22 protein-coding genes are annotated in these 21,739 nt (G+C 69.9%); 11 read left to right on the plus strand and 11 right to left on the minus strand.

Features of this window, described 5'->3' with window-relative positions; translation table 11 throughout:
- Positions 1-6: 6 nt before the first annotated feature.
- The 3 genes from OVA17_RS06160 to OVA17_RS06170 form a co-directional block, all read right to left on the minus strand.
- Complete coding sequence (locus tag OVA17_RS06160; RefSeq protein WP_267788879.1) at positions 7-549, minus strand: SRPBCC family protein; 543 nt, start codon at positions 547-549, stop codon at positions 7-9.
- Between the two features lie 153 nt (positions 550-702).
- A complete protein-coding gene (locus tag OVA17_RS06165) occupies positions 703-1,410 on the minus strand; it encodes an ABC transporter ATP-binding protein (RefSeq protein WP_267788880.1) in 708 nt (235 codons plus the stop codon).
- A gap of 31 nt (positions 1,411-1,441) precedes the next feature.
- Complete coding sequence (locus OVA17_RS06170) at positions 1,442-2,908, minus strand: ABC transporter permease (protein ID WP_267788881.1); 1,467 nt, start codon at positions 2,906-2,908, stop codon at positions 1,442-1,444.
- Positions 2,909-3,041: 133 nt separating this feature from the next.
- Between OVA17_RS06170 and OVA17_RS06175 the strand changes: the two genes are divergently transcribed.
- Entirely contained in the window at positions 3,042-3,764 is a 723-nt protein-coding gene (locus OVA17_RS06175) for a response regulator transcription factor (RefSeq protein WP_267788883.1), read from the plus strand.
- Positions 3,764-5,206 carry a sensor histidine kinase gene (locus OVA17_RS06180; protein ID WP_267788885.1) on the plus strand — a complete coding sequence of 481 codons (1,443 nt, stop codon included), beginning with the start codon at positions 3,764-3,766 and terminating at the stop codon, positions 5,204-5,206. Before OVA17_RS06175 ends, OVA17_RS06180 begins: the two co-directional genes overlap by 1 nt.
- Before the next feature lie 72 nt (positions 5,207-5,278).
- Here OVA17_RS06180 and OVA17_RS06185 read toward each other — a convergent pair whose 3' ends face one another.
- The 5 genes from OVA17_RS06185 to OVA17_RS06205 form a co-directional block, all read right to left on the minus strand.
- Positions 5,279-7,216, minus strand: a complete 1,938-nt coding sequence (locus tag OVA17_RS06185; protein ID WP_267788887.1) for a YhgE/Pip domain-containing protein — start codon at positions 7,214-7,216, stop codon at positions 5,279-5,281.
- Positions 7,213-7,827, minus strand: a complete 615-nt coding sequence (locus tag OVA17_RS06190) for a hypothetical protein (RefSeq protein WP_210075652.1) — start codon at positions 7,825-7,827, stop codon at positions 7,213-7,215. Before OVA17_RS06190 ends, OVA17_RS06185 begins: the two co-directional genes overlap by 4 nt.
- Positions 7,824-8,429, minus strand: a complete 606-nt coding sequence (locus tag OVA17_RS06195) for a TetR/AcrR family transcriptional regulator (protein WP_267788890.1) — start codon at positions 8,427-8,429, stop codon at positions 7,824-7,826. The genes OVA17_RS06190 and OVA17_RS06195 overlap by 4 nt, the downstream gene beginning before the upstream one ends.
- Positions 8,430-8,612: 183 nt before the next feature.
- Positions 8,613-10,055, minus strand: coding sequence for an argininosuccinate synthase (gene argG / locus OVA17_RS06200; RefSeq protein ID WP_210075656.1), 1,443 nt, complete (start codon positions 10,053-10,055; stop codon positions 8,613-8,615).
- 128 nt (positions 10,056-10,183) lie between these two features.
- Complete coding sequence (locus tag OVA17_RS06205; RefSeq protein WP_267788892.1) at positions 10,184-10,771, minus strand: TetR/AcrR family transcriptional regulator; 588 nt, start codon at positions 10,769-10,771, stop codon at positions 10,184-10,186.
- 65 nt (positions 10,772-10,836) lie between these two features.
- On the opposite strand from OVA17_RS06205, the gene OVA17_RS06210 reads away from it, so the two are divergent.
- The gene (locus OVA17_RS06210; RefSeq protein ID WP_267788894.1) at positions 10,837-12,075 is read left to right on the plus strand and encodes an alpha/beta hydrolase; all 1,239 of its coding nucleotides are present in this window, start codon (positions 10,837-10,839) and stop codon (positions 12,073-12,075) included.
- A gap of 142 nt (positions 12,076-12,217) precedes the next feature.
- Here OVA17_RS06210 and OVA17_RS06215 read toward each other — a convergent pair whose 3' ends face one another.
- Positions 12,218-12,970 (minus strand): DeoR/GlpR family DNA-binding transcription regulator, encoded by a 753-nt coding sequence (locus OVA17_RS06215; RefSeq protein WP_267788895.1) that lies wholly within the window; start codon positions 12,968-12,970, stop codon positions 12,218-12,220.
- Between OVA17_RS06215 and OVA17_RS06220 the strand changes: the two genes are divergently transcribed.
- Genes OVA17_RS06220 through OVA17_RS06230 form a run of 3 tightly spaced genes read left to right on the plus strand, consistent with a single transcriptional unit; the run spans position 12,959 to position 14,714 of the window.
- Complete coding sequence (locus tag OVA17_RS06220; RefSeq protein ID WP_267788896.1) at positions 12,959-13,177, plus strand: hypothetical protein; 219 nt, start codon at positions 12,959-12,961, stop codon at positions 13,175-13,177. The genes OVA17_RS06215 and OVA17_RS06220 overlap by 12 nt on opposite strands.
- A complete protein-coding gene (locus tag OVA17_RS06225) occupies positions 13,174-13,884 on the plus strand; it encodes a glycerophosphodiester phosphodiesterase (RefSeq protein ID WP_267788897.1) in 711 nt (236 codons plus the stop codon). The genes OVA17_RS06220 and OVA17_RS06225 overlap by 4 nt, the downstream gene beginning before the upstream one ends.
- Positions 13,885-13,919: 35 nt before the next feature.
- Positions 13,920-14,714 carry an inositol monophosphatase family protein gene (locus OVA17_RS06230; protein WP_267788899.1) on the plus strand — a complete coding sequence of 265 codons (795 nt, stop codon included), beginning with the start codon at positions 13,920-13,922 and terminating at the stop codon, positions 14,712-14,714.
- On the opposite strand, the gene OVA17_RS06235 is transcribed toward OVA17_RS06230, so the two are convergent.
- Together OVA17_RS06235 and OVA17_RS06240 are read right to left on the minus strand one after the other, a co-directional pair.
- Positions 14,701-15,378, minus strand: coding sequence for a peptidylprolyl isomerase (locus tag OVA17_RS06235; RefSeq protein WP_267788901.1), 678 nt, complete (start codon positions 15,376-15,378; stop codon positions 14,701-14,703). The genes OVA17_RS06230 and OVA17_RS06235 overlap by 14 nt on opposite strands.
- 119 nt (positions 15,379-15,497) lie before the next feature.
- Positions 15,498-16,445 (minus strand): sugar kinase, encoded by a 948-nt coding sequence (locus tag OVA17_RS06240; protein WP_267788903.1) that lies wholly within the window; start codon positions 16,443-16,445, stop codon positions 15,498-15,500.
- Between the two features lie 124 nt (positions 16,446-16,569).
- Here OVA17_RS06240 and OVA17_RS06245 point away from each other — a divergent pair, with 124 nt between their 5' ends.
- The 5 genes from OVA17_RS06245 (at position 16,570) to OVA17_RS06265 (ending at position 21,737) form a co-directional block, all read left to right on the plus strand.
- Entirely contained in the window at positions 16,570-17,940 is a 1,371-nt protein-coding gene (locus tag OVA17_RS06245; protein ID WP_267788904.1) for an ABC transporter substrate-binding protein, read from the plus strand.
- An 80-nt stretch (positions 17,941-18,020) separates the two neighbouring features.
- Positions 18,021-18,896, plus strand: a complete 876-nt coding sequence (locus OVA17_RS06250) for a carbohydrate ABC transporter permease (protein WP_267788905.1) — start codon at positions 18,021-18,023, stop codon at positions 18,894-18,896.
- Positions 18,883-19,773, plus strand: coding sequence for a carbohydrate ABC transporter permease (locus OVA17_RS06255; protein WP_267788907.1), 891 nt, complete (start codon positions 18,883-18,885; stop codon positions 19,771-19,773). The genes OVA17_RS06250 and OVA17_RS06255 overlap by 14 nt, the downstream gene beginning before the upstream one ends.
- A gap of 31 nt (positions 19,774-19,804) precedes the next feature.
- Positions 19,805-20,968, plus strand: a complete 1,164-nt coding sequence (locus OVA17_RS06260) for a mandelate racemase/muconate lactonizing enzyme family protein (protein ID WP_267788908.1) — start codon at positions 19,805-19,807, stop codon at positions 20,966-20,968.
- Positions 20,969-20,978: 10 nt separating this feature from the next.
- Positions 20,979-21,737 carry a FadR/GntR family transcriptional regulator gene (locus OVA17_RS06265; RefSeq protein WP_267788909.1) on the plus strand — a complete coding sequence of 253 codons (759 nt, stop codon included), beginning with the start codon at positions 20,979-20,981 and terminating at the stop codon, positions 21,735-21,737.
- Positions 21,738-21,739 lie beyond the last annotated feature (2 nt).

The following is a 21,739-nucleotide window of genomic DNA, read 5'->3' on the forward strand; positions in this document are numbered from 1 at the left end:
TCCCGCTCAGATCCCGGCCTCGCGGACGTCTTGCTGGGCTTGCGGTGAGGCGACGCCCTCGGCGGGGTCGGGTGTCTCGGTGCGGTGGTCGAGCTCGCGTGCTTCGCGCTCCTCGCGCCGCCCCTCGGCCAGGAACGCCAAGCGGTTGAGGCATTCGTGGTTGCGTGCGACGAGCATCGGCTTCCACAGGGCGCGGGGCAGGAACGATGCGGCTCCCGACACCGGCTCCTCGACAATGGTCACCGCCGTGCCGTCGCCGTGGGGGCGGGCGTCGATGCGGATGACTCCTCGCCCCAGGATGCCGGCCTCCGGCCTCAGTCGCAGTAGACGAGGGGGATCCCACTCCACGATCTCGGTCTGATCGTGGATCATCACGGGCCACACGCCCAGCGAGTGATGGATGCGCGATCCTTCGCGCGGCCACTGTTCGTCGACGTCGCGCATCCGCGCGGCTCCCACGACCCACACGGGGTAGAGCCAGCCGTCGGAGAGGACGGCGAAGAGGTCGTCGGGCGTGCAGCGCATCAGACGCGTGTTGCGGGCGGCCATGGCATCCCTCCTGTCGGCGTGAATCCGACTGTAGGCCGCCGCGGGGTTCTGGCCCGCTCCCCTTGACGCGCTGCCCGCGCATGAGGGGCCGGTAATCATCGTCGAGGCACTGTCCCGGCCACGATTCTCGGCCCCTCGCGCGGTGCGGGGCTCTCAGCCCCGCGTGATGTCGGTCACGGTGCCCTGGGCCAGGCGCAAGCGACGGCGGGCTCGGCGAGCGACGGCGGAGTCGTGGGTGACCACGACCAGGGTCAGCCCCTCTGCGTTGAGCTCCTGCAGCACGTCGAGGATCTCGTCGCGCATGCGTTCGTCGAGGTTTCCGGTGGGCTCGTCGGCGAGCAGCACGCGGGGCCGCTTCGCGACGGCCCGGGCGATCGCGACGCGCTGCTGCTGACCGCCCGAGAGCTCCCCGGGGCGGTGATCGGCGCGGTCGGCGAGGCCCACGCGGGTCAGGGCCGCCGTCACCCGGCCGCGGCGCTCGTCGCGGCCCAGCCCGAGGGGCTCGAGGCCCATGTCGACGTTCTCAGCTGCGGTCAGCGTCGGGATGAGGTTGAACCCCTGGAACACGAACCCGATCTCTTCGGCGCGCAGCTTCGCCAGCTGCGCGTTCGACGCCCGCGCGATGTCGAGCTCGCCCAGCACGATCGACCCGCTCGAGGGCCGGTCGAGGGCCCCGAGCATCTGCAGCAGCGTCGACTTGCCGCCGCCGGTCGGTCCCTGGATGGTGACGAAGTCGCCCACGGTGATCTCGAGGTCGACTCCGGCCAGTGCCTGCACCGTGCGATCGCGTTGTCGGTAGGTGCGGGTGACGCCGTCGAGTCGGTAGGCCGTGGCCACGGAGGGGGGAGCGGTGAGGGTCATGATGTCTCTTTCGAAAGATGGGGGATGCCGCTCACGCGACGGATCTGAGGGCGGCGGCGGGGCTGAGGCGAGCGGCTCGCCATCCGCCGAAGGCTCCGGCGAGGACCCCGCCGAGAACGGCGATCCCCACCGCCGCGACCACGACCACCGGGGTGACGGGAGCACTGAGCACGATGTCGGTGGCCTGGGCCGCGGCCTGGCCGAAGCCGCCGGGGCCTGGGCCCCCGGGTCCGCCCTGGCCGCCGGGACCGGTCGTCTCCGCGGCCACCGAGATCGTGGGCGCGATGACGTCGATGAGCAGGATGCCGCCGAGACCCAAGAGCAGTCCCACGGCCCCGCCGATCAGTCCCTGCACGAGGGACTCGCCCGCGACCTGACGCACGATGCGGCCGTTCGACCAGCCGATCGCCTTGAGCGTTCCGAACTCGCGGGTGCGCCGCGCGACGCCCGAGATGGTGAAGAGCACCGCCAGGGCGAGGGCGACCAGCAGCACGACGACCGACAGCCAGGTGCCGAGGTTCGTGATCATGGTCGATGCGCTCGAAAGCGATCCCGAGACGCTCGAGGCGAGCTCTGACTGCGAGCTGACGGTGGCCTCGGGCAGCGCGGCCGCGATCTCGCTCTGCACGGCGTCGATGGCATCCGCCGACGCGGCCTGCACGTACACCGTCGAGACGACATCGCCCGTGCCGGCGAGGGTCTGTGCGACATCGAGGGGGAGGTAGACGTTCGCCGCGGTGTCGGCGTCAGCCGAAGCGGAAGCGACGATCCCGACGACCTGCATCGCCGTGCCCGCGACCTCGACCGTGCCGCCGACGGAGAGCCCGGCGCTCGCCGCGTAGGTCGCGTCGACGACAGCGACGTCGGTGCCGGCGTCGGCCGAGGTGAGCGCGCGGCCCTCGGCCACGGTGACCGAGGAGAGCGGGCCGACGGATGCCGCGGGGTCCACGCCGAGAACGCTGAAGGAGTCGACGCCGAAGGCGCTGCCGCCGTCGCCACCCGGTCCGCCCGCAGGAGGAGCGCCCATTCCACCCGTGCCCTGCCCCGGGCCGGATCCGGTGCCCGACTGCGCGCTGCGATCGGGGACCTGGCCCGAGAAGGTCGTGTTGGTCAGTGCCAGTGCACCGGTGGCGGCCGACACCCCCTCGAGGCTCGAGACCGTGGAGACGGCGGTGGCGTCGAGCGTGCCGCGGCGCATGTCGGTCATCAGCCGCGACTGGCTGAGGGTGGTGGTGCCGTCGGCGCTCGCTCCCTCGCCGGCGCCGAAGTCGAAGCGCGAGCCGCCGCCCTGGCCCGGCTCGGACTGCGCGCCGGTCACCGTGAGGTCGGTGCCCACTCCGTACACCGACGACAGCGCCTGCGACTGGGCATCTCGGACGCCCGCAGAGAGGGCGTTCACGACGATGACGAGGGCGATCGCGATCGCGAGCCCGACCGCGACGATCACGGTCTGTTTCTTTCGGCCGGCGAGTTCGCGCCGCAGGTAGGTGCCGTACATGCTTCTCCTTCCGGACGCGGGGTGCGGCCGTTGCGTCGACCGTAAGAACGGCACCCTCACCGCTGCCTCACCGTTCCTATGAAGGAGATATGTCGCGCGACGACGGCGTCTCGAAGCGTGCATGCTGGCTGTCATGGCATCCCGTCCCGCGCCCCTCACCCGCCCCGACGGCTCCCCCGTCCGGGCCCTGATCGTCGACGACGAGGCCAACCTCAGCGACCTGCTGCGGATGGCGCTCGAGAACGAGGGGTGGGACGCCCGCACCGCCGCGAACGGTCAGGAAGCGCTCGGCACGATCCGGGAGTTCGGCCCCGACCTGCTCGTTCTCGACATCATGATGCCGGGGCTCGACGGCATGGAGCTGCTGACCCGTATCCGCGCCGCGGGCAACGACGCTCCCGTGCTGTTCCTCACGGCGAAAGACGCGGTGGAGGACCGGATCGCGGGCATCTCGGCCGGGGCCGACGACTACGTCACCAAGCCCTTCAACCTCGAAGAGGTCGTCGTGCGGCTGCGGGGAATGGCCCGCCGTCACGTCGCGGTCGTCGCCGACGCCGATCCGCGGCTGCGCGTCGGAGACCTCACGCTCGACGAGGAGTCGTACGAGGTCGAGCGCGGCGGCATCCCGATCAAGCTCACCGCGAGAGAGTTCGACCTGCTCCGCTACCTCATGCAGAACCCGCGACGCGTGCTCAGCAAGGCGCAGATCCTCGACCAGGTGTGGAGCTACGACTTCGGCGGGAACGGCAGCGTGGTCGAGATCTACATCTCGTACCTGCGCAAGAAGATCGACACTCTCGGCGACCCGCTGATCCACACCGTGCGCGGTGTGGGGTACTCGATCAAGACCGTCTGATGCGCGTTCGATGGACGCTGCGGCGCACCCTCGTCGTGGGGACGAGCGTGCTCGTCGGCCTCGCCTTCTTGGTGATGAGTGTCGCCACCGTCGTGGCACTGCGCTCCTTCACGCTCGACCGGCTCGACCAGCAGGTGCGCGAGGGTCTGTCGTTCGCCGTGGGGCGCGACGGCTCGGGCGGGCCCTTCGGCGGGGAGCGTCCCCCTCAGCGGGATGCCGGTGCCCCGGCGCCGCGCATCGGCACCCTGCAAGCGGTGGTCGACGGTGCGGGCGGGGTCCTCGTCTCGAGTTACACACGCTCGGATGGCACGGTGGTCGCGCTGACGGACGAACAGGTCGCGCTGCTGCGATCGGCGGTGCCGACCGACCGGACCCCGACGACCGTCGACCTCGGGGGCGACCTCGGGGCGTTCCGCGTCGCCGCGGCCGAGAACGACGGTGCGACCGTGTTCGTCGGCAGCTCCCAGGCGGATGTCACCGCGACCACCTCGGCGCTGACCGTCATCCTCGTCGCGGTGTCAGCCGTCACGCTGATCGTCGCGATCCTGGGGCTGTCGCTCTTCGTGCGGCGGAGCCTGCGACCGCTCGACCGTGTCGCCGCGGTCGCGCAGCGCGTGTCGACCCTGTCGCTCAGCGCGGGCGCGGTCGACATCCCCGATCGGGTCGCTCCGGCGGACACCCGCGTCGACAACGAGGTGGGACGCGTCGGCTCGTCGCTGAACGACCTGCTCGGGCACGTGCAGTCCTCCCTCGTGGCGCGGCAGCACAGCGAGGACCAGCTGCGACGCTTCATCGCCGATGCGAGCCACGAGCTGCGCACGCCCCTGGCGAGCATCCGCGGTTACGCGCAGCTCTCGCTCGGCGAGGACGCACCCATGACGCCGACCCAGGCCCGCTCGTTCGACCGGATCGAGTCGGAGGCCGAGCGCATGGCATCCCTCGTCGACGACCTTCTGCTTCTGGCGAGACTGGATGCCGGCCAGCCCCTGAGACGCGAAGAGGTCGAGCTGACCCTGCTCGCCGTCGACGCCGTGAGCGATGCGCAGGCGGCGGATGCGACGCACGAGTGGCGTCTCGATGTCGCAGACGACGACCTCATCTCGGTCACGGGCGACGAGAACCGCCTGCGACAGGTCGTCGCGAACCTGCTCCGCAACGCGCAGACGCACACGCCGGCGGGCACGACGGTGACGTTGTCGCTCGTGCGCGAAGGTGCGGAAGCCGTGCTGCGCGTGACCGACACCGGCCCGGGGATCGATCCGGGCGTCGCCCGGCGGCTGTTCGACCGCTTCGCACGCGGCGACGACTCCCGCAACCGCGATGCCGGGAGCACGGGCCTCGGACTGTCGATCGCGGAGGCCATCGTCACCGCCCACCGCGGGTCGATCTCGGTGGAGAGTCGGCCGGGGCGGACGGTGTTCGAGGTGAGGCTTCCGGTGTGAGCTCGGGCGCCGGGGGGAGGCAGGTGGTCCCGGCGTCACATGGCGTGCCCCGCGACGGGTTCGCGAGACGCGTCAGCCGATGAGGCTCGGCTGCAGGTCGCGCAGCGTGCGGTGGTGCGTCATCCGCGTGACGCCGATCGCCGCGATCAGCACGCCGCCGACCATCCACGCGCCGAGCACCAGCAGGTCTTGGCCGACTCGCGAGACGTCTCCGCCGTACATGACCTGCCGCATGGCATCCACGACGTATCCCATCGGCAGCACGTGGTGCAGGGCGGCGAGGGGCTCGGGCAGGGTCTGCCACGGGAACGTGCCTCCGGCGGTGACGAGCTGCAACACCATCAGCACGAGTCCGAGGAACTGCCCCACCGACCCGAGCCAGACGTTCAGCGCGAGAACGATCGCCGCGTACGTCGCCGAGGCGAACAGCAGGATGCCGAGGGCCGCCCAGGGGTTCGCGAACGAGAACTGCAACGCGAAGGCGAGGATCGTGAACAGTCCCACCATCTGCAGGGCGCCGAGCCCCGCGGGCGTGAGCCAGCCCGCGAGAGTCACGCGGAAGGGCGAACGCAGCGCCGTGACCGCGCGCTTCGACACCGGCTTCACGATGAGGAACAGCGCGTAGATGCCGATCCATCCGGCCAGGGCGGCGAAGAACGGGGCCAGCCCCGCGCCGTAGTTCTGCGCCTTGGTGACCGAGGTCGAGCCGACCGCGACGGGGTCAGAGATGGCCGAGGCCTGCGCCTGGCGAGTGGCCTGATCGGAGTCCGGGATCTGGTTCACACCCGCCGCGAGGCCGTCGCGCAGCTGCGTCGCACCCGTCGAGAGCTGGGCGATGCCATCGTCGAGCTGGGTCGCGCCGTCGCGGAGCTGAGCGGATCCGTCGCGGAGCTGGGAGGCTCCGGATGCCGCGGTCGCGGCGCCGTCGGCCAGCGTCGAGGCGCCGTCGGCGGCGCTGGCGGCACCGGTGGCCAGGGTGGCGCTTCCCGAGGCGACCTGGCGGGCGCCGTCGTCGAGCTGGTCGATCTGCGTGACCGTGTCTTGCACGCGCGAGTTGGCGGCCGTGAGGCGCTCTCCGACGGGGTCGAGACGCGTGAGGATCTGGTCGATGCGGGCCTGGTCGAGCCCCGCGTCGGCCAGGGCCTTGGCGATGTCGGTGCGCGCCTGGGGGAGCTGCGACGCCGCGTCGCCGGCGACGGAGCCGACCTGGCGGGCCGCCGCGTCCAGGCGGTCGACGCCTCCGGCCACCTGCTGGGCGCCGTCGGCGACGCGGGCGGAGCCGTCGCGCAGCTGTGCGGTTCCGTCGCGCAGCTGATTCGCGCCCGCCGACAACTGCGCGTTGCCGTCGGCCAGCTTCGCGGCGCCCTCGGCGAGGGTGGTCGAGCCGGTCGAGAGCTGCGACGAGCCGTTCTTCGCGCTCGCGAGACCGTCGACGAGTTGGGTCGCCCCGTTCGTGGCATCCACGAGCTTCACCCGGATGGTGTTCAGGGCGTCGAGCAGCGTCAGACCGGCCTCGTCGACGACCTTCTTCGCCACCGACGACTGGATGCGGGCCACGGCCTGGGTGCCGATCGTGGAGGCGAGGTAGTTGTTGGCGTCGTTCGTGCGCAGTTCGATGTCGGCCTGACGGGGCGTCGAGCTCGAGAGCGAGGCGACGGCCTCGGTGAAGTCGGCCGGCAGGGTCACGACGAAGTCGAAGTCGCCCGCCTGCAGGCCGGCGTCGGCCTGGTCGGGCGACACGCGGTGCCACTCGAAGGTGTCGCTGTCGAGCAATTGCTCGGCGGCCTCGTCGCCGAGATTGCGCTGCTGACCGTTGACGTCGGCCCCCTGGTCGTCGACCACGAGGGCGACGGGGACGTTCGACAGATTGCCGTAGGGGTCTTGGTTGGCCCAGAGGTAGAGGCCGCCGTACAGGATGGGGACCGCGAGCAACGCGATGAGGGCGATCACCGACATGCGGGTCGAGGTGAGGCGGCGCAGCTCCGCCGTGATCATCTGCGGGATCTTCATCGGGCGGCCTCCACCGTCTCGTCGAGGGCGTCGATCATGGTCTTCGAGGCGTGGCCCGCGACCACGAGCACGGCGTACCCGCGCTCGGCGAACTCCTCGGCGATACGCCACCAGGCGAGCGGTTCGCCGCCGTGGCGGTCGGGGGCGACCAGGACGAGCCCCTCGACGTCTTTGCGGAGGGCTGCGAGTTCGAGCAGCAGGCGCACCCGGGCTGCGGGCTCGACGTTGCCGATGGCCACGTTCGCGAGCGACTCGAGCCCGATGCCCTCGAGCCAGCGCGCGGCGGAGAACGGATTCGGGGCGTGGCCGGCGAACATCAGCTCCTCGGCGACGACCCCGGTGACGGTGACGTTCGACTCGGGTTCCGAGACCACGGGGGCATCGACGAGCGCGACCCGGCGGCGGATGCCCGAGGAGTCGGAGCGACCGTCGAGGGTCACGGTGCCGCTGTCGACCTTCATGCGACCGGATGCCACGAGGCCCAGCACCGTGGGGCGCTGCTCGGTCTCGGCGACGACCAGGGTCGCGCGGCCGGTCTCGTACGAGGTCGACGTCTCCGGAAGGGCACTGTGCGCGCGGCCCTTCGCGACGGCGTTCAGGACGACTCTCACTGCGCCTCCAGGTCGGGGTGCTGCTCCAGCAGGGTGCGGGCTTCGGTCCACGAGAGTCCCGCGATGCTGAGGACCGCGCATACCGCGATCGAGCGGGCCGTCGACGAACCGGCATCCACCCGCGACACGACCATGCGGCCGGTCTCTTCGAGAAGGCGCGCGAGGGTGGCCGCGGGAAGATCGGTCCGAAGTTCTCCGGCCTCCTGCCCCCGGCGCACGATCCCGTCGATGCGACGCCGCAGCGGTGCGAGAGCGTCGGAGGTCTCGGCGAGGTGCGCGTCGTCGAGGGCGAGGGCGGCCGCGGCCTGCACGTGAGCGGCTTCGCGCCAGAGCTCGGATGCCAGGCGCGCGAGCGCGACGCGGGAGTCGGCGTCGTCGACGCGATCGGCGATGGCGTTGAAGCGGGTCGCTCCGGCGGCGATGACCTCGCGCACGATGGCGTTGCGGTCGTCGAAGTGGCCGTACAGGGCGCGGCGCGAGAGGCCGGCGCGGCGGGCGATCGTGTCGATCGAGGCGCGCGGGTCGTGGCCGATGGCGGCCGTGGCGGCGTCGAGGATGCCGGCGCGGTTCTCGACGGCGTCGCGGCGGGTGGGGGTGCTCACGGAGGCAAGTGTACGCCGAAAGTGCACGCGTGTGTGCAACTTATCGTCGTCGGCTCTCGCTCACGGGTGCGGCCCTGTGCTCCGCATCGTGGTCCCTCGCTCGCTGTGTGTCGGAAGGGGACGGCCGAGAACGACGGAGCCCGCGGCGCCGAGGCGTCGCGGGCTCCGTCGAGGTGGTGCGTGTCAGTCGGTGCCGGAGTCGAACGCGGCGGCCTCGCCCGCGGCATCCGTCGCCTCGGCCAGGCGCTCGCCGGCCGCGTCGAGCGGGGCGGCCGACTCGATGATGCCCTGCGCGCCACCGGCGGCGACATCGCCCACGAGCTCACCCGTGGGACCGCCCAGCAGGCCCATCGCGGCGTACTGCTCGAGACGCGCGCGCGAGTCGGCGATGTCGAGGTTGCGCATGGTGAGCTGACCGATGCGGTCCACGGGACCGAAGGCGGCGTCGCCGACGCGCTCCATCGAGAGCTTCTCGGGCGAGTACGACATTCCGGATGCCACGGTGTCGAGGATCGTGTAGTCCTCACCGCGGCGCAGGCGCACGGTGACCGAACCGGTGATCGTCGAACCGACCCACTTCTGGATCGACTCGCGCAGCATGAGCGACTGCGGCTCGAGCCAGCGACCCTCGTACATGAGGCGACCGAGGCGCCGCCCCTGCTCGTGGTACGTGGCGAGGGTGTCTTCGTTCAGGATGCTGTTGACCAGCCGCTCGTAGGTCAGGAACAGCAGCGCCATGCCGGGAGCTTCGTAGATACCGCGCGACTTGGCCTCGATGATGCGGTTCTCGATCTGGTCGCTCATGCCCAGGCCGTGGCGACCACCGATCGTGTTCGCCTCGCGCACGAGCTCGACGGGATCGGCGAAGCGCGTGCCGTTGATGGCGACCGGGCGACCCGCTTCGAACTCGACCGTGACGTCTTCGGTCTCGATCTCGACCGCGGGGTCCCAGAAGCGCACGCCCATGATGGGCTCGACGATCTCGAGCGAGACGTCGAGGTGCTCGAGGGTCTTGGCCTCGTGCGTGGCGCCCCAGATGTTGGCATCCGTCGAATAGGCCTTCTCGACGCTGTCGCGGTAGGGGAAGTCGTGGGCGACGAGCCACTCGCTCATCTCTTTGCGGCCGCCGAGCTCGGTGACGAAGTCGGCGTCGAGCCACGGCTTGTAGATGCGCAGGGCGGGGTTGGCGAGAAGGCCGTAGCGGTAGAACCGCTCGATGTCGTTGCCCTTGTACGTGGAGCCGTCGCCCCAGATGTCGACGCCGTCTTCTTTCATCGCGCGCACGAGCAGCGTGCCCGTGACGGCGCGACCGAGCGGCGTGGTGTTGAAGTACGTGCGTCCGCCCGAGCGGATGTGGAACGCGCCGCACGCCAGGGCGACGAAGCCCTCTTCGACCAGTGCCGTCTTGCAGTCGACGAGACGCGAGACCTCGGCACCGTACTGCGTGGCGCGACCGGGGATCGAGGCGATGTCGTCCTCGTCGTACTGACCGAGGTCGCCGGTGTACGTGCAGGGGATGGCGCCCTTGTCGCGCATCCACGCGACGGCTACCGAGGTGTCAAGACCTCCCGAGAAGGCGATGCCGACGCGCTCGCCGACGGGAAGGGACTGCAAGACCTTGGACATGCCCTCGATTCTATTGGGGACGGATGCCGAGCCCCGACGTCCGGCCGCGCCGCGGCTCTCCAAGAACCGCGGGCGAAGGTAGGGGCGCTCTTCTCGTTCTCGAGGCTGACGTGCCGGGCGGCGCGGGGTCAGTCGACTCGCGACCCGGTCGCGCCCTGTGCGGCACGCCGCGCGAGCCGTGCCATGTCGTCGTCGGTCAGATTGTGATGCATCACCGCGCGCCGCCAGAAGACAGCGCCCGTGATGTCGGCCATCGCATCGGCGGGATCGGGATCGCCGCGTCGCGCGGCCCGCTCGCACAGGGCTTCCCGCGTAGGGCCGAGCACCGCCACGACCGCGGCGGTGAGGGATGCCGAGAGGTCGGCGTCGCGCACTCCCACCGAGACCAGGTCGGCGATGATGCGAGGGTCGTGCAACCACCGATCGACCGATGCGGCGAACAGCGTCAGGTCGCTCTCGAGGTCGTCGGCGTCGAAGGCCAGCTCGGGCCGGAGGATGCGCGTGATCTCTTCGACGACGGCCACCACCATCGCGGCGCGGTCGGGCCATCGACGGTAGAGGGCGCCCTTCCCCACGCCGGCGCGTCTCGCGACGCTCTCCATCGATAGCGCGTGGTACCCGCGTTCGGTCAGCTCGGCCACGCAGGCGTCGCGGATCGCATCGCTCGTTGCCGCGCGGGGCCGTGCGGCTCCCCGGATCTTCACCGCCTGGTTCACGCATCCACTCTAACGATCACCGCAGTTCATGGAACGGTACCGTATCGTTCTGTTATGTTGTCAAGGTGAAGACCCCCCGCCACCAGGGAGTGCGGTCCCGCACGGCCCGTGTCATCCTGACCCTCCTCGCCGTGCTGACGATCGGCTACACGGTCGTGGCGCAGCTGCTGGCGATCGTCCCGGTGTCGTGGACCATGTGGATCCTCCAGACGGAGGTGACGCAGTTCGTCGTGCTCCTGATCGGGCTGTTGCGTGACACGCTCGGCATCTGGAACCTCGTGGTCGCGGTCGTCGGTCTCGCCTGCGCGGTCACCCTCTGGCGGTCGCGTCGCGGCATCCGGCACCTCCCGTTCTGGCTGACCGTCAGCGGAACCGCCGGCACGGTCGGTGTCGTCACCACCACGGCGCTGCTGGTCGCCTCGATCGGCTCGCTCGGGGTCGGGGTGAGCCCGCTGCTTCCCGCGCTGCCGTTCACCGGTCTCGGCAGTGGCCCGAGCCGCACGGTCACGCTCGGCACGGCGGACACGACCACGCTCCAGGCCGATCTGTACCTCCCCTCGGGCACGGCTCCGCAGGCGGGGTGGCCCGTCGTGGTCTCGATCCACGGCGGCGGGTTCTCGACCGGCACCCGTGGGCCGAACGCGTACACGGGCTTCCTCCCCGAGCACGGTTACGCCGTGCTCGACGTCGACTACCGTCTCGCTTCGTCGACCTTTCACGCGTGGGACACGCAGGTCGCCGACATCGGCTGCTCCCTGGCCTGGATCGCCGGTGACGGACGCGCAGAGCACCTCGATCCCGACCGCATCGCCACGCTGGGACTTTCGTCCGGCGGCAACCTCGCCGTCAACGCCGCGTACATGTCGGCGGACGGTTCCCTCACGTCGAGCTGTTCCCCGCCCGGGACACCGCTCCCCACCGTGCGCGCCGTGGTCGCGGGGTACCCCGCCGTCGATCTCACCGGGATCGGGGATGCCACCGCGATCGCCCGTCAGGTCGAGCAGTGGTACGTCGGAGGCACTCCCGCGCAGTACCCCGACCGCTACCGCTTCACCGACTCGGCGACCCACATCACGGCGGACTCCCCGCCCACCCTGATCTACCAGGGCACTCGCGACCACCTCGTGCTCGCCGATCGCACCCGCGACTTCGCGGATCTGCTGACCGAACGCGGCATCGTAAACCGCTACGTCGCATACCCGGGCCTGGAGCACGGCGCCGGCGACACCAACGGCACCCTGACCGCCGCCGCCGAGGCCAGTCGGCAGCTCGCGCTCGACTGGCTGCAGCGTTACGACGGCTGACGCGGCCGACGCGTGAGACGGCGCGGACCGGTCGGCGCCGCGCCCGTCGGGCCGATGAATCGTGGAGCGAGCACGGTGCCGGGGCTCGGCCGCCCGCGAGACAGCCGACGGTTCGCTCCCGGGCGGGGGCGACACCGGCGGATCAGACCCGCACGTCCTCGACCCCGGCGCGTGCCGCTGTCGCGAGCGCCCTCGAATCGGCCTGAGCGGTCGTCACGACGGCGTCGAAGTCGGCGATCGAGGCGATTCGGTACGAGCCGGTGCCGGGGAACTTCGTCGCGTTCGCGACGAGGATCGACCGGTCGGCGGCTTCGCGCATGCGGCCCTTGATGCTGGCCTCGTGCGTCAGGTCGGTCACGACGGCGCCCTCGGGCTTGACCCCGGCGCTACTGATTACGGCGACATCGGCGTGCACCCGGGCGAGCGCCTCTTCGGTGAGCGGGCCGATCAGCGTCCGTGTCTTGGCGCCGAGCATGCCGCCCAGCAGGATCAGCGTCACGACGTCGTCGTCGCGCAGGGCGTCGAGCACGGCCAGGCTGTTCGTGATGACCGTGACCGGTCGCCCACGCAGGTGCCGCGCCAGTCGCATCGTGGTGATCCCGATGTCGAGCAGCACCACCTGGCCGTCGGCGATCAGTCCCGCCGTGGCGCGCGCGATGGCCTCTTTCTCGCGAGTGTCGTCGTCGAGCTCGCCGCCCCCGCCCGGTGCGCGGGTGCGGGCGACGGTCGCCCCGCCGTGAACGCGGCGCAGGCGCGCACCCAGCTCGAGACGTTCCAGATCGCGACGGATGGTCGTGCCGCTCACGTCGAGCAGACGTGACAGCTCGTCGACGGTCACGCTTCCGACGGCTTCGAGCCGTTCGAGGATCGCCGCCTCGCGTTGATGGGTCAGCACGTCCACTCCTTCACGGGTTGGGTATCGCGCGTGGAGCGCGTCGTGCCGCACGGCCCCTTCCATCGCGTGCGCGTGCGCCGCGACGATGCGACCCTCGACGCCTTCGTGCCCGGGCCGCCGCCCGCGGTCGGGGCGATCGAGTACGCCTCGGTCGCCTCCGCCCTGGTGTACCGCGACGGTCTGCTCGTCGACCGGGTGACACGGTGACGGCGCGCGCCTGCGCCCATCGCGGGGACTCGGGCGTCCTGCGCGAGAACACCCTGCCGGCGGTGCGGTCGGCGCTCGCCAAGGGCGCGGCGGTCGTCGAGATCGACGTGCGCCTCACCGCCGACGGCGACGTGGTCGTGCTGCACGACCCCACGCTCGAGCGGCTGTGGGGCGATCCGCGCGAGATCGAGAGCGTCCGCACCGCCGAGCTCCTCGCCCTCGTCGAGCCCGACCACCGGCCACCCCTGCTCGCCGAGGTACTGCCCCTGTTCGCCGCCGGCACCAGTCGGCTGGTGATCGACATGGATGCCGCCCACCCGGCCGCGCCCGCCCACGCGGTCGTCGCGGCAACAGGCGTCGTCGTCGACTGGTGCGGTCACCTCACCGCCATGCGCGTTCTGCGCGAGATCGATGCCGACGCACGCATCTGGCTGCCCTGGGGGCAGGAGGAGCCGCCCACCGCTGCCCACCTCGCGGAGCTGTCCCCGGTGCTCGTCAACGCGCCGTTCCCGATCGTCGATCACCGGTTCGTCGAGACCGTCCACGACCTGGGACTGCCGGTCACGGCGTGGACGATCGATGACGAGGGCGATCTCACCCGGGCGCTCGACCTCGGGATCGACACCATCACCACCAACCGCCTCGATCGCCTGCAGGCGATGATCGTCGCGCGCTCGGCATCCATCGACAAGGAGCCGAACCGATGACACCCTCGTAACTCTCGGCGGCCCACGAACTGGCCGTGGAACTCGCGCGATGGGCGATCGACGAGACGCGCGCGTACCGGGTGACCTCGGTGCACACGAAGGCCCACCCGGCTGACCTTGTCACCGAGCTCGACCGTGCCATAGAAAGACGTGTGCGCGAGGTCGTGCTCGCGCGCTTCCCCCACCACGCGTTCGTCGGGGAGGAGTACGGGGGCAGCGCGAAGACCGGTGTGCCGACCTGGTATCTCGATCCGGTCGCTGGAACGACCAATCTCGCCAACGGCGTTCCGTGGACCGCCTTCTCGCTCGCCCTCGCCGTCGATGATCGCCCGCTCGTCGGCGTCGTGGCAGAGCCCTGGCAGGACGCCGTGTTCGATGCGGTCGCCGGGCGGGGCGCACGCCGCGATGGCATTTCGCTGCGCGTGCCCGAACGGGCGGGGCTGCGCGGGGGAGTGGTCGGCACCGAGCTCGCGGGCCACGAGCCCTGGCCCGGGATGGACGGCGTCGCGCACTCTCTCACGGCGGCGTTCTGCACGCTGCGCGTCATGGGTTCGGGAACACTGACGCTCCTCGGGCCGGCCGCCGGCCGCGGATGCGCCGCTCTAGTGCATCGCTTCAGCCCGATCGATCACCTCGCCGCAGTGCTCATCGCTCACGAGGCCGGGGCCGAGGTGCGCGACGAAGACGGCCGCCCGTCGCTCTTCCCCCGCGGCGGCGGTGTGCTCGTGGCATCCGGGCTCGTGGCCGATGAGATGTCCGCGCTGTGGTCGAGGGCTCTCGCCGGGGCCGCGCCGGACGCTCGCGCTCGCGAGGCGATCAGCCGATCGTGACGCCGGTGATCGTGACCGGAGTCGCGGGAGCGCCGTCGGACGCGCCGCCGGCCGTGCCCGCCGCGGCGATCTTCTTGACGACCTCGAGTCCCTCCGGCGACATGGTGCCGAAGACCGTGTAGTCGGGCTGCAGCTTCGTGTCGGCGTAGACGAGGAAGAACTGCGACCCGTTCGTCCCGGGGCCGGCGTTCGCCATCGCGACGGTGCCGGCCGGGTACGTCTCGGTGCCGTCGAGCTCGTCGTCGAACCGGTAGCCGGGGCCGCCGAGGCCCGTGCCGGTCGGGTCGCCGCACTGCAGCACGAAGATGCCCTGCGTGGTGAGGCGGTGGCATTCGGTGGTGGTGAAGTACTGCTGCTGCGCGAGCGAGACGAAGCTTTCGACCGTGCACGGCGTGCGCTCGCCGTTCAGGGTGATCGGGATGGCTCCGGCGGAGGTCTCGAGCGTCGCTTCGACGTTCCCCGTGGGGCGTTCGGTGCCCGCGGCCGGCGGGGTGACGTCCGCGGACGGCTGCCCCGACGTCGGGTACGAGCAGTCGCCCGAGGCGGCGCTCGTGCTCGACGCGCTCGCCGCGGGGGCGGGCGCGGACGTGGTGCCCCCGGCGCAGCCGGCGAGCAGGAGCAGGGCGGAGGCGGCGAGGGCCGCGGACATCAGTCGAGTGCGCACGCCTCCAGGGTAGAGCGCACTGACCGCGAGCGAGTGCGTCGCCTTTCGAACCGGTCGGTCGCGCCACTCGCCGCTGTCGCGGGCGCACGTGCGACCCGAAGCGCCGCGGCGAGGAATACTCAGCGCTGGACCGGGTCCGCGGCGTCGAACAGGGCGAGATCGGCTCGTCGCGGTGCGCTCTCCCAGTCGCCCGGGCCCAGGCAGGCGAAGGCGCCGCAACGGACGGCGAGGTTCAGTCTGCCCGTCGGATCGGCACCGTCGAGCAGACCCGCGAGAAAACCGGCCACGAAAGCGTCGCCGGCGCCGACGGTGTCGACCGGATCGATGCGCACCGCCGGGGCAGAGACGACGACGGAGTCCTCGACGGCGACGGCACCTGCGGCTCCGCTTTTGACGATGGCCTGCCGCGGGCCCAGTGCCGCGAGGGCGGCGGCCAGCGCGACGGGGCTCTCCTCAGTGCTATCGAGCAGGAGACGGGCCTCGTCGTCTCCCGCGAAGACGATGTCGCTCGAGCGAGCGATCTCGCGATACAGCGGGCGGGGGTCCGCGTCGCGCCACAGCGAGGGACGGTGGTTGACGTCGAAAGCCACGGGCACGCCGAGTCGACGCGCGCGGTCGACGACGGACAGTGCGGTATCGCGCGCGGATTCCGACAGCGATGCCGTGACGCCGTTCACCAGAACGAGCGACGCCGCCGCGACGTCTTCGTCCTGCACGTCGTTCGGCGCGAGCGCGCTGCCTGCGCTGCCGGCTCGGTAGAACGACACCCTGCTGTGCAGGGGCGTGCGCCGTTCTTTCAGCATGAGCCCGGTGGGACGGGTCGAGTCCACGATCGCGCGGGTGCGGACACCCTCGGCGCGGATCTCGCGCTCCACCCGACGGCCGAGGGCGTCATCGCCCACCCGACCCACCCAGGTGCACGACACTCCGAGGCGGCTGAGGCCGATGGCGACGTTGCTGTCTGCTCCGCCGATCCCGACCGTTGCTCGGGATAGAGTCTCCCAGCCGCCGAGTTCATTTCCGCGGACGAGGCCCATAGTCTCGCCGAAAGTCAGCACGGATGCCATGTCTTCACTCCCTTGTGGATGCCGTTGTCATTTCGTGATCTAGAACGTTTGACCAAACATATGACGTATGTTCTATGCTAGCGTACGGTCACCCGACCTCGTCGAAGAAGACAGGAGTTTCGCAATGCCGCAGCAAATTTCCGGCGCTCGTCGCCGTATCGCCCTCGCCGGTGGACTGGCGGTCGTCTCGGCTCTCGCGCTGAGCGCGTGCAGCCCCGGCACGACCGGTGGAGGCGACACCAACAACCAGTACGGCTTCACCGCCGCCGAGCAGGACGCCTCCAGCGCCATCACCGTATGGGTCGACTCGTCGCGAGAGCCCCTCGCGAAGGCGTTCGAGCAGGCCAACCCCGACGTCAAGCTCAACATCGAGACATACGACGGTGGAGCCAGCGGCTCCGGGTCCTTCCAGCAGAAGGTCGCCCTCTTCGACCAGTCCGGCGAGGGCTGGCCCGACGTCGTGTTCTCGACGCAGCAGAACGACACCGCGTGGGCGTCCAAGGAGAACAACGGCGTGCAGGCATTCGCCGCGCCGCTGAACAAAGGCTACTTCGACCAATCCTTCCTCGACGGTTTCACCGACGGCGCCCTCACCCCGATGACCGTCGATGACACCGTCTACGGTCTCCGCAATGACCTCGCACCCGCTGTGTTCTGGTACAACCAGACGCTGTTCGACCAGTTCGGCTACACCGTGCCGAAGACGTGGGAAGACTACAAGTCGCTCAGCGACAAGCTCGCCGCCGAGCACCCCGGGTACATCCTCGGCTCCGTCGGCGACTCGTTCCAGGCGCCGTACGTCTACTACTGGGGTGGTGAGGCCCCGATCTTCCAGGTCGAGGGTGACACCTTCACGTCGGACTTCTCCGCCGCGGACTCGAAGAAGGTCACGGACCTGATCGACCACATGCTGGCCAACGGCACGCTCGTCACCGACAGTGTCTTCGGGACCGACTTCGTGTCGAAGTACAAGGACAAGATGCTCGGCATCCCCGGGCCGGCGTGGTACGCGGGTGCGCTGTTCGAGAACCCCGAGGGCCTCAACTACACCGCTGGCACGATCGGCGTGGGCGCGCCTCTGACGTGGTCCGATGGCGATGCGGTCACCGGGAACGTCGGCGGCGGTGTCTGGTACGCCTCGAGCCACTCGAAGAACCTCGACGCGGTGAAGCAGTTCCTCGAGTTCGTCACGAGCTCCGACTCGGCGGTCGAGCTCGCCTCCGGACTGCCCGCCTACCAGTCGGCTGCGGATGCGTGGCTGAAGAAGCAGGCCGCGAGCAACTTCTACACCGGTGACTTCACCGGCAGCATCTCGGCCGCCGCCAAGTCGGTGTGGCAGGGCTGGGGCTACCCGAGCTTCAGCATCGAGGCCGCGTACTCGAAGGTCGTCCTCCCCGCCATCACCGCAGGCAAGACGGTCGCCAGCGTGGAAGACGCGTGGAAGACCGAGATGGACAACCAGGCGCAGGTGCAGGGCTACACGGTCGGCAAGTAACGTCCGTCCGACCCCCCCACCCGGGCTGGCCGCAGCGGCGAAGCAGCTGCGGCCAGCCCCTCTCCCCGAATGGAGTGATCATGCTCTCCCTCCGCCGAGCTCAGTCGACGTTCGCCTATGTGATGATCAGCGGCTACGTCCTCCTGCTCCTGGCCTTCGGCGTCTTCCCGACGCTCTACGCCGCCTTCCTGGCGTTCACCCGCGACGGCGCCTTCGTTTGGTTCGAGAACTTCCAGCGAGTGGTCACCGACTACCGTTTCCTGCCGGCGGTGGGCCACGTCGCCGTCTTCGTCGCGATTTGGCTCACGAGCCTCGTCATCATCGTCGTGATCCTCGCCGTCATCGTGCACGCGATCCGCGTGCGCTGGCTGTCGTCGGCCGCGCGCTTCATCTTCTACATCCCTGGCGCCCTCGCCGGCGCCTCGAGCGTGCTGCTCTGGCTGTTCATGCTCGACCCGACCGTCAGCCCCGTCAGCGGCCTGTTGCGTGCGATGGGGTTCAACACCTTCGTCGACGTCGTCGGCAACGAGGGTAACCTCCCGGTCGTCTTCACCATCATCGCCTTCTGGGCCGGTGCGGGTGGCTGGATCGTCATCATGTACGGCGCCCTCAACAACATCAGCGTCGAGGTGATGGAGGCTGCCCGCATCGACGGGGCGGGCCCGCTCGCCACGGCCTGGCACATTCAGATCCCCCTGCTGCGCAAGTGGATCTCTTACATGGCCGTCATGTCCCTCGCGGCAGGTACGCAGCTCTTCGTCGAGCCGCGGGTGCTCTCGCAGGCCAGCAAGGGCGTCGTCGGCCTGGACTATTCGCTCAATCAGGTGGCTTATCTTTACGCGTTCCGTCAGAACGACTTCAACGGTTCGGCCGCGATCTCGCTGCTGCTGCTCGTCGTCGCTGCGGGCTTGGCCGCCTTCTTCGTCTTCCGAGGAGGACTCTTTGAACGCGACTAAGCGCGCGCTGACCCCGGCCCGGTTCCTCGGCCGCGCCCTGGTCACCGTCATCATCCTGTTCTTCGTCCTGGTGTTCGGCCTGCCGATCGTGTGGCTGCTGTTGGCGCCGACGAAGTCCGCCACGGAGCTGACCGGTCAGCCGCCGTTCAGCTTCGGCTCCTTCGCCACCATCGCCGACAACTGGGCGCGTCTGTCGGAGTTCCAGAACGGCGTCATCTGGCAGTGGACCGCGAACGCGGCCCTTTACTCCGGCGTCGCCCTCGTGCTCACGCTACTCGTGACGATCCCGGCGGGCTACGCCCTGGCGATGACGAGGTTCCGCGGACGCGGGCTGCTGCTCATCGTGACCCTCGTGGTGATGCTCATCCCCACCACGGCCCTGGTGCTGCCGGTGTTCCTCGAGATGAGCGCTCTCAAGCTCGTCGGCACCCCGTGGGCGGTGATCCTGCCGTTCTCGTTCTTCCCGTTCGGCGTGTACCTGACCTACATCTACTTCACGACCAGCGTCTCGCAGGATCTCTTGAACGCCGCACGCATCGACGGAGCGACAGAGCTGCGGGTGTTCCGCTCGGTCGCGCTTCCCCTTGCGACGCCGGTGATCGCGCTCGTGGGCTTCTTCAACCTCGTCGGCAACTGGAACAACTACTTCCTTCCCTTCGTCATGGAGCCGGGACGCAAGGCTCCCATCCAAGTGGGACTTGCGGAGCTGCTGTCCAACGTGCCGTTGTTCAACCCCACCTCGGCCGCGTCCGTCACGCTCGATCTGCCTGTCATGGCCCTGGCAACTCTTGTCTCGGTCGCGCCCATCCTCATCGTCTTCCTCTTCTCCCAGAGCTTCCTCGTCGAGGGCATGACCGCGGGGGGAACGAAGGAATGACCCCGTCACCCGGGATGAAAGAGGCCCAGCCATGAAGATCACCGGCTACCGACTGATCAACACCACCCTCGACTGGGGTCGACCTGTCGGCGACGTCAACGGATTCATCACGTCGGGTCTGACGGCGCTTCCCCTCGTCGTCGTCGAGACCGACGAGGGCATCGAGGGCATCGGTTGCGGGATGCACGATGGCATCCCTCAACTCTTCGAAGCCGTGGAGGGGGAGGATCCCCGCGCGACGGCATCGCTGTACGACCGCATGATCGCCCGCATGTTCAAAAATGGGCACGGCGGTGCCGTATTCGGCGGAATCGGTGCTCTGGACTCCGCGTTCTGGGACATCAAGGCGAAAGAGGCGGGTCAACCGCTTTGGCGTCTTCTCGGCGGGCGTAGTCGCCACGTGCCCGGGTACGCGTCGGGCCTGGACATCGCGCTCGATAGCGACGGACTCACTGAGTACTACTCCGAGATGAGCGACCGTGGTTTCACGGCGGCGAAGCTGAAGGGTGGCCGCGATGTGAGCCACGATGCCGAGCGCCTGGCGCTCGTGCGCGACCTCCTCGGCCGTGCGACCGACGAGCCACTGGTCATGCTCGACGCCAACGAGTCGTGGAACCTTCCGCAGGCCGTGCGGTACATCCAGCGTCTACAAGAGTCGGTCGAGCTCGCCTGGATCGAGGAGCCGCTGCGGCGCTGGGACGCCCAGGGCTTGCGCCGGTTGCGTGACAGCATCGCTCCCGCGGTCGCGACCGGCGAGAACCTCACCGGACTCGAGCAGTATCGCAACCTGTTCGACGCGCAGGCGGTGGACATCGTCCAGTCGTCGGCGGTGTGGGGGATCACCCACGCTCTGCGGGTGGCGGTCGCCGCCCATGCCCGGGATCTGCCGGTCAGCCCCATCGGCATGACCTCGAACCCCGCCGTCGCGAACGCGGCGACGGCCCTACCCAACCATCTTCTGACCGAGGTCACCTCGCTACGGGTTCCTACGGGTGTGCGACTGGACTACGAGATCGCCGACGGCGGTCTCGTGCTCGGCGACGAGCCAGGCGGTGGCGTCAGCCTCGACGCTTCCGTGCTCGACGGGTCCGCACCCTACGTCTGGGGTGGCGAAAGCGGCCCGCACGTTCGAGACAGCCGGGCGGGACTGGAGTTGGGTGTGCGCCTCCCGCCCCGGGGGGCAGGGCCGGAGTAGAGTGCTGACCATGCCTTCCGCCCCCTTCGACGCGCACCTTGCGAACCCGAAGCGGGGTCAGATCGACCGGATCGGCGTGCGCGTCCTCGATGAGATGGTCGAGATGATCGTGACGGGCGTGGTCGGGGTGGGAGAGTTCCTCCCTCCGGAGCAGGCCCTGTGCGAGGAGTTCGGCGTCAGCCGGACAGTCATTCGGGAGTGCATCAAACGAATCCAAGAAAAGGGTCTCGTGGTCGTCGCTCAGGGTCGGGGAACCCAGGTGCGTCACTTCAACGACTGGAACGTCCTCGATCCGGACGTCTTCGATGCCCTGGTTCGTCATGACGAGTCTCTGGGTGTGCTCGATGAGGTCAGCGTCGTCCGTGCCGCTCTCGAGGGGATGATGGCGAGCGAGGTCGCCAAGAGCGCGAGCCCCGAGTCGTTGCTCGTCATCCGCGGCCACCTCGAAGACATGCGCGGCAGGCAGAGCGACAATGCCGCCTTCCTCGAGTCGGACATGCTCTTCCACTTGTCGACGATGGCGGCGAGTCGCAACCGCATCGCGGGCACGATCGCACGCTCGTTCTTCGTCCGTCCGCGTCAGTCCCTGCGCTGGGAGGGCAACAACCCGGCCGACGCCATCGAGTTGACCCTCGCCGAGCACGAGCGGGTGTTCGACGCGATGGATGCCGGCGACCCCGTCGCGGCGCGTGTCGCCATGGAGGAGCACATCCTCGGGTCCTGGCGCCGCCGCCGACTCCCCGACGGCGACCACCACCTCCACCCCTGACG

Origin of the sequence: Microbacterium sp. SL75 (assembly GCF_026625865.1) — a bacterium.
Lineage (GTDB): Bacteria > Actinomycetota > Actinomycetes > Actinomycetales > Microbacteriaceae > Microbacterium.